11 protein-coding genes are annotated in these 8,690 nt (G+C 73.7%); 7 read left to right on the top strand and 4 right to left on the bottom strand.

Features of this window, described 5'->3' with window-relative positions:
- Window positions 1-136: 136 nt before the first annotated feature.
- Entirely contained in the window at window positions 137-439 is a 303-nt protein-coding gene (locus QCD68_RS16155) for a DUF427 domain-containing protein (protein WP_301223753.1), read from the bottom strand.
- Window positions 440-490: 51 nt separating this feature from the next.
- Window positions 491-1,099, bottom strand: a complete 609-nt coding sequence (locus QCD68_RS16150; RefSeq protein WP_301223752.1) for a 2-phosphosulfolactate phosphatase — start codon at window positions 1,097-1,099, stop codon at window positions 491-493.
- 73 nt (window positions 1,100-1,172) lie between these two features.
- On the opposite strand from QCD68_RS16150, the gene QCD68_RS16145 reads away from it, so the two are divergent.
- The 4 genes from QCD68_RS16145 (at window position 1,173) to QCD68_RS16130 (ending at window position 3,391) form a co-directional block, all read left to right on the top strand.
- A complete protein-coding gene (locus tag QCD68_RS16145; RefSeq protein ID WP_301223751.1) occupies window positions 1,173-1,805 on the top strand; it encodes a GNAT family N-acetyltransferase in 633 nt (210 codons plus the stop codon).
- A gap of 93 nt (window positions 1,806-1,898) precedes the next feature.
- A complete protein-coding gene (locus QCD68_RS16140) occupies window positions 1,899-2,372 on the top strand; it encodes a hypothetical protein (protein ID WP_111073972.1) in 474 nt (157 codons plus the stop codon).
- A gap of 16 nt (window positions 2,373-2,388) precedes the next feature.
- A complete protein-coding gene (locus tag QCD68_RS16135; protein WP_111073973.1) occupies window positions 2,389-3,021 on the top strand; it encodes a DUF1684 domain-containing protein in 633 nt (210 codons plus the stop codon).
- 10 nt (window positions 3,022-3,031) lie between these two features.
- Window positions 3,032-3,391: a GntR family transcriptional regulator gene (locus QCD68_RS16130; protein ID WP_111074195.1), complete on the top strand. Its 360-nt coding sequence runs from the start codon at window positions 3,032-3,034 to the stop codon at window positions 3,389-3,391.
- Between the two features lie 104 nt (window positions 3,392-3,495).
- On the opposite strand, the gene QCD68_RS16125 is transcribed toward QCD68_RS16130, so the two are convergent.
- Window positions 3,496-4,392 (bottom strand): endo alpha-1,4 polygalactosaminidase, encoded by an 897-nt coding sequence (locus QCD68_RS16125; protein WP_258376637.1) that lies wholly within the window; start codon window positions 4,390-4,392, stop codon window positions 3,496-3,498.
- Window positions 4,393-4,918: 526 nt separating this feature from the next.
- Between QCD68_RS16125 and QCD68_RS16120 the strand changes: the two genes are divergently transcribed.
- Window positions 4,919-6,478 (top strand): DEAD/DEAH box helicase, encoded by a 1,560-nt coding sequence (locus QCD68_RS16120; RefSeq protein WP_301223754.1) that lies wholly within the window; start codon window positions 4,919-4,921, stop codon window positions 6,476-6,478.
- A gap of 114 nt (window positions 6,479-6,592) precedes the next feature.
- Window positions 6,593-6,793: a CsbD family protein gene (locus tag QCD68_RS16115; RefSeq protein ID WP_111073976.1), complete on the top strand. Its 201-nt coding sequence runs from the start codon at window positions 6,593-6,595 to the stop codon at window positions 6,791-6,793.
- 113 nt (window positions 6,794-6,906) lie between these two features.
- Here the strand turns inward: QCD68_RS16115 and QCD68_RS16110 are convergent, their stop codons facing one another.
- The gene (locus QCD68_RS16110; protein ID WP_221849474.1) at window positions 6,907-7,461 is read right to left on the bottom strand and encodes an NUDIX hydrolase family protein; all 555 of its coding nucleotides are present in this window, start codon (window positions 7,459-7,461) and stop codon (window positions 6,907-6,909) included.
- Between the two features lie 194 nt (window positions 7,462-7,655).
- On the opposite strand from QCD68_RS16110, the gene QCD68_RS16105 reads away from it, so the two are divergent.
- A complete protein-coding gene (locus QCD68_RS16105; protein WP_301223750.1) occupies window positions 7,656-8,636 on the top strand; it encodes a nuclear transport factor 2 family protein in 981 nt (326 codons plus the stop codon).
- Window positions 8,637-8,690 lie beyond the last annotated feature (54 nt).

The following is an 8,690-nucleotide window of genomic DNA, read 5'->3' as shown; positions in this document are numbered from 1 at the left end:
GGCGGCGCGGGGGGGCGCCGCGGGGCCGCCCCCCCGGCCCCCCCCCCCCCGCTCGCCCGCCCCGCCCCCGGCGGCCGCGCGCGGGGGGGGGCCCCCCCCCCCCCCCCCCCCCCCCGGGGGGGGGGGGCCCGGGGCCTCACTCGGAGACCTTGGCGTCCTTCCAGAACGCGACGTACCCGCTGTAGTCCTTGCCGACGCGGTCGAACGACGTCGGGATCGGCTGCGGGTAGGACCATGCGGCGTCGACGTGCTGCTGCCCGTCCACGGTCACGGTCCAGTACTGCGTGTCGCCCTTCCACGGGCAGTGGTACTGCGTGGGGCTCTCGCTGAAGAACTCGGTCTTCACGCTCGCCGGCGGGAAGTACCAGTTGCCCTCGATCTGGATGAGGTCCGTCTCCGGGGCCTCCGCGATGACGGTGTCACCGATCAGTGCCTGCATGGCTCACTCCTCGTTCTTCGCCGTCGGTGGGACGGCGGTCGACTCGGGACGTTACGCCCGCTCGGTGGACGGCCGCAGCGTGACCAGCTCCGGTCCGACGGCGAGGGCCGCGTGCACCCGGTCGACGTCGAGCGCACCGGCGGACTCCGACGCGGTCACCAGGTGCGTGGCCGCCTGCCGGAGACCAGTCCACGCCGCACAGGCCGCCGCCGCCTCGGGCGAGGTGTGGTCGACGCCGCTGGTCACGAGGGCGTCCACGACCGCGCCGGCCGCGAGCAGGTCCTCGACCGCGAACTCCGGCACCGCGGGCACGTCGGGGAACTCGCCGGCGTCGTCCGCCGTGCCGCCGCCGACCGACTCGTCGACATGGCCGGCCGCGACGACCGCCACGACACAGCGGTCCCCCCGGTCGGCCTGGAGGCGCAGCACCCGTTCCGCGACGGCCGTCACGTTCCCCAGGTGGCCGAGCACGACCTCCGGTCCGTCCGGCAGCAACGCGAGGGGTGCGCGCGTGCCGTCCGCCCCGGGCGCCGCTGCCGCTGCCGCTGCCGGGAGCACGTCGACCCAGACGAGGAGGTGCGCGTCCGCCGCGATCCGTGCGGCACCCGCCGCGCCCCACCCGAACCGCACCTGGTACCCCCGCTGCCCTCGCTCCTGCACGCCGACACGATACCGAGACGGCAGGGGGTGCTCGCAGCCGGGGTGTCCGCGCCGGCCGGTACGATCCGATGCCATGGAGACCGACCCCGCGCCCACCCTCACCGGCGACCGCGTCACGCTCGAGCCCCTGTCGCTCGAGCACGCGGACGACCTGCGGGCCGCGGTGGCGGACGGGGACCTCTGGCGTGCCTGGTACACCTCGGTCCCCGCGCCGTCGCAGGTCGAGACGGAGATCGAACGGCGGCTGGCCGAGCAGTCGGCGGGCCGGATGGTGCCCTTCGCCGTGCGCGACCGGCCGACCGGTCGGGTCGTCGGGTCCACCACGTTCCTGCACCTCGACGACGCGAACCGCCGGGTGGAGATCGGCTCGACGTTCCTCGCCGCCTCGTCGCAGCGCACCGGCATCAACACCGAGGCGAAGCTGCTGCTCCTCTCGCACGCCTTCGAGACGTGGCAGTGCATCGCCGTGGAGTTCCGCACGCACTGGCACAACACGCGGTCCCGCGCGGCGCTCGCCGGGATCGGTGCGAAGCAGGACGGCGTCCTCCGGAACCACTCGGTCGGGCCGGACGGCAGCATGCGCGACACCGTCGTGTTCTCGGTCATCCAGTCGGAGTGGCCGACGGTCCGTCTGTCCTTGTCTGAACGTCTGCGCAGCCACGACCGGGCCGAGGGTGCCCGCCGCCGGTCAGCACGCCACGCCTGAGCCCCGCCACGACCGAGCGCCACGCCTGGCCGCCCCCACACCGCAGCCGGTCGGTGCGGCCGGACCCCAGCCGGTCCGCGTAGCGTCCGCCGCATGCACGTCGGTCTCCGCATCGTCCTGGACGCTCCCGTCGACGCCGTCCGGGACGCCCTCCTCCGGCCGTCCGTGATGGTCGCCGTCACCAAGCCGTTCCTCGTCTACCGCTCGCTCGACCCCGCGGGGTTCCCGGAGCACTGGACGCCGGACCAGCCGCACCCGATCGGTGCGTCCACGTTCGGCCTGGTGCCGAGCGGGACGAGCCACGTCGACATCGACCTGCACGAGACCGACGGCGTCCCGATCCAGGTCGACCGCGGCGGCGGCACGAGCGGTCTGTTCGCCCGGATGGACATGCGCCACCGGATGGCCGTCTCCGCCCTCCCCGACGGCCGGACCCTGTTCCGCGACCGCCTGACCTACCGCACGCGCCCCGCGCTCCTCGGCATCGCGCTCTGGCCCGGCATGTGGGTCATCTGGCAGTGGCGGGCGTTCCGGATGCGCGCCCTCGCCCCCACCTGGCGGGCGTGAGCGTACGCTCGTCGACGTGACCCAGACGGAGACCACCGACCGCGTCCGCACCGCCCTCGCCACCGCCGACTGGCGCCGCGAGACGTTCGACCTCTTCCGCCGGGTCCGGGCCACGCCCGAGCCCGAGGCGGCACACACGCTGTGGCGCGAGGGTCGCGACGCGATGTTCGCCGGGCACCCGGCCAGCCCGCTGCTGCCCGAGGACGCCGAGGGCTTCACGTCGCTGCCCTTCCCGGCCTACGACCCGGCCTGGCGCTTCCACGCCCGGATCGAGGAGGCCGAGCCGAAGGTGCTCGACGTCGAGACCGGCACCGACGGCATCGTGCACTTCGACCGCCTCGGTGTCGTGCAGGTCCCCGGGGTCGGATCGCTCGACGTCTGGAAGCACGGCGGCTACGCGGGCGGCCTGTTCGTCCCCGTGAAGGACGCCAGCGCCGGAAAGCCCGGTGGCACGTACGGCGGCGGGCGCTACCTGATCGACACGATCAAGGGCTCCGACCTGGGCGACACGGACGGTGAGCTCGTCCTCGACTTCAACTTCGCCTACAACCCGTCGTGCGCGTACGATCCCGCGTGGGCGTGCCCGCTCGCGCCTCCCGGCAACACCCTGCCCGTGGCGGTCCCGGTCGGCGAGCGGTACGGCTCCTAGGGTGGACCGCATGTCCGGATTCGTCGCGATCGACGCCGGTGGCCGCGTGCCGCCCTTCGAACAGGTGCGCTCGCAGCTCGCCGCCCAGATCGCCGCCGGGTACCTGGTCGACGGGGAGCGCCTGCCGAGTGTCCGCGGACTGGCCGCCGAACTCGGGCTGGCCGCCGGGACGGTCGCGAAGGCCTACCAGCTGCTCGAGGAAGCCGGGCTCGTGCAGACCGCACGCGGTGCCGGCACCCGGGTGGTCCGACCGGCCGCGGTGCCGGAGTCGGTCACGCACGCCGCGGCCGCCCTGGTCGCCGCCGCACGCGAGGCCGGGCTGTCGGCCGACCAGACCGCGGCCGCGCTGCACGACGCCTGGCCCGCGTAGCCGGTCCGGCCCGGGTTCGCGCTGGGCGACATCGCGCGGCCCGGCACACACGAGCGGTGTCGCTCAGCGCGAACAGCGCCCGCCGCGAACCACGCCCGCCGCGCTCAGCAGTGGCGGAAGACGTACCCGTCCTCGCCAGCCGGCACGAGGTCCCGGTCGCGGAGGATCGTCATCCGCGGGCGGTCGGTCATCGCGCAGACGGCGGACCACTTCCCCTTGAGGGTGTCCGCGTACTCGACGTCGATCACGCGCGCCCCGTACACGTCCGTGTAGGCGGCGCACTCGTCGTACTGCACGCACTCCTCGGCGACCACGAAGTCGAACCCGGTGCGCTCCCGTCCGGCGGTGCCGAGCTGCGGGGTGTTCTTCTGGGCGGCGGCCAGGCCGTGCTGGTGGGCGACCCGGACGAGCGACGCGGCGAGCGCCAGGTTCCCCGAGCGGGTCATCCGGCCGCCGGAACGGGTCCACGAGTCGAGGTTGTCGAACTCGACGGCGTCGAACCCGTGGTCGGCGCAGCGGGCGATCGACCGTGACAGCACCGAGGTGATCGTGGCCCGGGCGCTCGCGGTCCGGGTGTCGAGGATGAGCTCGTCCGGCCACCCCGGGTCGATGACGGGCTTGCCGGCGGCCGTGCGGAGGACGGCGTCGGGGTGTTCGGACAGCCAGGACGCCCGGTCCTCCGGCTGGGTCTGGAACCCGTTGACGTAGCAGATGCCGTACACGCCGGCGGCGGCCTTCTCCGTGCTGTCCCGTTCGACCACGGTGACGCCGGCGGGTGGCGTGTACGAGCCGCCGAGCTGGTAGTCGGGGATGCCGCCGGTGGGCAGGGCACGCGCGGCGACGTCGGCACCGGCGGTCGCGCCTCCCGTCCCGGCGTCGTCGACGGTGCGGTGCGCGCCGGGGGTGGTGCCCGCGGATCCGGACGGGGCGGCGCAGGCCGTCAGGCCGGTGACGGCGACGACGAGCAGGGCGGTGGTGACGAGGGACCTGCGGAAGAGCACGAGGCATCCTCGCACGTGGTGGTGACCCGCCCGTGCCGCCGTCGTCGAGACCGGATCGCAACGCCCGACGCGAACGCCCCTCCCGTTCCGACGCCCGAGGCCGCTATGCTGGGACCACTCGAGGCGCCGATCGCCTCGTGCGTCGTACGGACGCCCCCGAAACCTCCCGGTGTCCCGCACACCCGAACAGACTCCCGTGTCTGGTCGGATCGCGTGCGGAACCGACACCGATGTGTATCGCGCACCACCCTCGCCCCGGAATCCGTCCGGTGGCGCAGATCCCGGTGCCAGGCTCTCTGCTGCGGCGACAGCACCCGCACTCCAGCGCCGACGTCCACCAGGACCCGGACCGCTGAGCGGATGCGCTCCCGCCCGCGCCGGCCTCGACCGCGCGCCCTTCCGGCCCTCCCGGGCCCGAGAGGTCACCATGACCACCCAGAACTCCAGCACGACACAGAACACCAGCACCACCCAGAGCGCTGACAGCACCGACGTCCGGTTCGCCGACCTCGGTGTCCCCGCCCCGATGGTCGACGTCCTCGTCGCCCAGGGCAAGGAGAACGCCTTCCCGATCCAGGTCGACACCCTGCCCGACTCGCTCCAGGGCAAGGACGTGCTCGGCCGTGGCCGCACCGGCTCCGGCAAGACGATCGCCTTCGCGATCCCCCTGGCCGCCCGCCTGGCAGCGTCGTCCCGAAACCGTCGCGCCGGTCGCCCCCGTGCCCTCGTGCTCGCCCCGACCCGTGAGCTCGCGACGCAGATCGACGCGACCCTCGCCCCCCTCGCCAAGGCCATGGGCCTGAACACGACGACCATCTTCGGTGGTGTCGGCCAGGGCCGTCAGGTCGAGGCCCTCAACCGCGGCGTCGACATCGTCGTGGCCTGCCCCGGCCGCCTGGCGGACCTCATGCAGCAGGGCCACGTGCACCTGGACGCCATCGAGGTCACCGTCCTCGACGAGGCCGACCACATGGCCGACATGGGCTTCCTGCCCGGCGTCACCAAGATCATGCAGGCGACCCCGGTCAAGGGCCAGCGTCTGCTGTTCTCCGCCACGCTCGACAACGGCGTGGACAAGCTCGTCAAGAAGTTCCTGCACGACCCGGTGATGCACTCGGTCGACGACGAGAACAGCCCCGTCGAGGCGATGACCCACCACCTCTTCGAGGTCGCGGACGCCGACGCCAAGAAGGACCTGGTCAAGGCCCTCGCCTCCGGCACCGGCCGTCGCATCCTCTTCATGCGCACAAAGCACCACGCGAAGCGCCTGGCCAAGCAGCTCTCCAGCCAGGGCATCCCGGCCGTCGACCTGCAGGGCAACCTGTCGCAGGGTGCCCGTGAGCGGAACCTCGCCCGGTTCTCCTCCGGCGACGCCCTGGTCCTCGTCGCGACCGACGTCGCCGCCCGCGGTGTGCACGTCGACGCCGTCGAGCTCGTCGTGCACGTCGACCCGCCCACCGAGCACAAGGCGTACCTGCACCGTTCCGGCCGCACCGCCCGTGCCGGTTCGTCGGGCGACGTCGTCACCGTGACGATGCCGGCCGAGCGTCGCGACGTCGCGCAGATGATGCGTGCCGCGGCGATCAAGGTCAGCCCGCAGCACGTCACCGCGACCTCCGCGGCGGTCACCGAGCTCGTCGGCGAGGTGGCCCCGTACCGCGAGGACACCACCCCGGCACCGCAGCAGCAGCAGCAGCCGCGCCGTCAGTCGTCCGGTGACGCCGCCGGCCAGGGCCGTGGCCGCTCGCGTGGTCGTGGCGCCCCCGCCGGTGGCACCGGTGGCCGTTCGGGAGGCTCGTCCTCCGCCGGACGCTCCGCCGCCGGTTCCGACTCGGCCGGCTCCGGTGCCCGCCGTGGCGGTCGTGCCGAGGGTGCCGGTCGTGACGACCGTCGTGGCGCCTCGGCCGGTCAGCGTGGCGGTGCCCCGCGTCGTGCCGGTTCCGACACCACCCGTGGTGGCTCGGCGTCGGTCTGGTCCTCGGACGGCGGCTACAGCGCCGGCCGTGCGCCGCGCGACGACGCTGCTCCCGCAGGCCGTCGTGGTGGCTCGCGCCGCGCCTCCCGTCCGGCCGGTACCGGCCGCTGACCCTGGTCCTGAACGCTTCCTCCGAAGACCACGGACGACGAGCGTACGGTTCTGGTCACCGGCGGGAGCGCGAGCAACTGCCGGCGACTTTTTCCGTTGTCGAGAGGAGCGCACATGGCTGGGATCGAAGACATCAAGAACGCCGCTGAGAAGGCGGCAGGCAAGGCCAAGGAAGCCCTCGGCAACGCCACGGACAACGACCGCCTGAAGGCCGAAGGCCAGACCGACCAGGGCAAGGCCTCGGCCAAGCAGGGCGTCACGGACGTGAAGGACGCGGCGCACGGCGTCGCCGACAGCTTCAAGAACGACAAGTAACCAAGCCGGTCTCGTACCGCGCTGCGAAGCCCCCGGATCCGATCGGATCCGGGGGCTTCGTCGTGTGCCGGGTGCAGCGCCGGTCAGTGCAGTGCAACTCAGTGCAGTGCGACTCAGTGCAGCGCGCCGACCGAGGCCAGGCCCGCGCGGAGGAGCGTGCCGCGGCCGCCCTCCATCTCGTCCGCGACGGCGTCGGACGCGGCCTCCATCGGAGTCATCCAGGTGAGTTCGAGGGCGTCCTGCCGGGGCTCGCACGTCCCGGTGACCGGGACGACGTAGGCGAGCGAGATCGCGTGCTGCCGCTCGTCGGTGTACACCGAGGCGCCGGGCAGCGGGAAGTACTCGGCGACCGTGAAGGGGTTCGGGCTCGCCGGCAGCTGCGGGAACGCCATCGGTCCCAGATCCTTCTCGAGGTGGCGGAACAGCGCGGTGCGGATCGACTCGCCGTACATCACCCGGCCGGAGACGAGCGTGCGCGCGATCGAGCCGCTGGGCGACACCCGCAGCAGGACGCCGACCTCGGTCACGACCCCGAGGCCGTCGAGCCGCACGGGCACCGCCTCGACGTAGGTGATCGGGAGACGACGGCGGACGGACGCGAGTTCCTCGTCCGACAGCCAGCCGGAGCCGGAGTCGGGATCGGGATCAGGGGTGCGGGTCGAGGACATGCACCGTTCCTACCAGGCCCGGCGGCGAACTCGGCGACGGACCCGGCCGCGGTGCGCTCCCGGTCCTCGCTGCGTCCTGCTCCTCGCTGGGTCGTCGCTGCGTCCTGGTGAGCGGTGCTCGTGATGTGCGGGTCCTCACGAGCGGGACCGGGGTCTCGCCGGGAGGACTCAGCCCCCGCCCCGAGGGTGACGCCATGACGACACCACGAACGACAGCACTCCTGTTCGCGCGCGCTGCCGCTGCAGCCGCCGGCGCCGCCCTGCTCGCCGGCTGCTCCGCCGGTCCGGCCTCGGCCGCCCCCTCGACCACCACGTCCCCCGCGACCACCTCTGCCGCGACCGGGTCGGCGTCCGGGTCCGCGTCCGGCGGCACCGGGAACCGCCTGGACGCCGCCGCCGAGCGCGCCGACGCCAGCCTGGTCCGGCGGCTGTTCACCCAGGTCTTCCCGGCCCCGTCCAGCGCCGCCGCCGTCCGGACCGCGGGCCGCATCGTCGCACCGGACGCCGTCTCCCACGGCGGGCAGTCCGGGCCGGCCGGGCTCCTCGCCGCGTTCCGTGCCGACCACGGCCGGATCGCCGGGGCCCACGCGGTCGTGAAGCACCTGGCGGCCGACGGGGACCTGGTCGCGGTGCACTGGCAGCTCACCGCGGACGTCCACGACGAGCGGCAGGGCGAGGCCGCGGTCGACCTCTTCCGGGTCAGCGGCGGTCGGGTCGTCGAGCACTGGTCGCTCGCCCAGCCGGTGGCGACCGGGAAGCCGGCCAGCGGCAACACGAACACGATGTTCAGTGACCTGTACCGGGCCCCGGCCGCGCAGCGCCACCCGTCGGAGCGGCAGGAGGAGCGGAACCGCCGCTTCGCCGTCAGCGCCTACGACACCCTGTTCCGCGACCACGACGTGTCCGTGCTCGACCGCGACTTCGACCCGGGGTACCTGCAGCACAACCCGGTCGCGCCGAACGGCACGGCCGCGCTGAAGAAACTGTTCGGCGGCGGTACCGGATTCCCGGCGCAGGAGTCGGTGGTCTCCCTGTCCGACGGCGACCTGGTGTGGACGTTCTCCCGCCCGGTCGGTGCCTCGGCGGACAGCCCGTTCCTCGCCGCGGACCTGTTCCGTGTCGACGGCGGGCTGATCCGCGAGCACTGGGACGTGGTCCCGCCCGCGGCTGGCTGACACCGCCGGAGCCGGCCACAGACGAACGGGAGGCCCGTTGCCAGCTGGCAACGG

The organism is Curtobacterium sp. PsM8 (assembly GCF_030433875.1).
GTDB lineage: Bacteria > Actinomycetota > Actinomycetes > Actinomycetales > Microbacteriaceae > Curtobacterium.
Note: the sequence above shows the minus strand (reverse complement) of the source record. Positions and strands in the feature narration are given on the sequence as shown.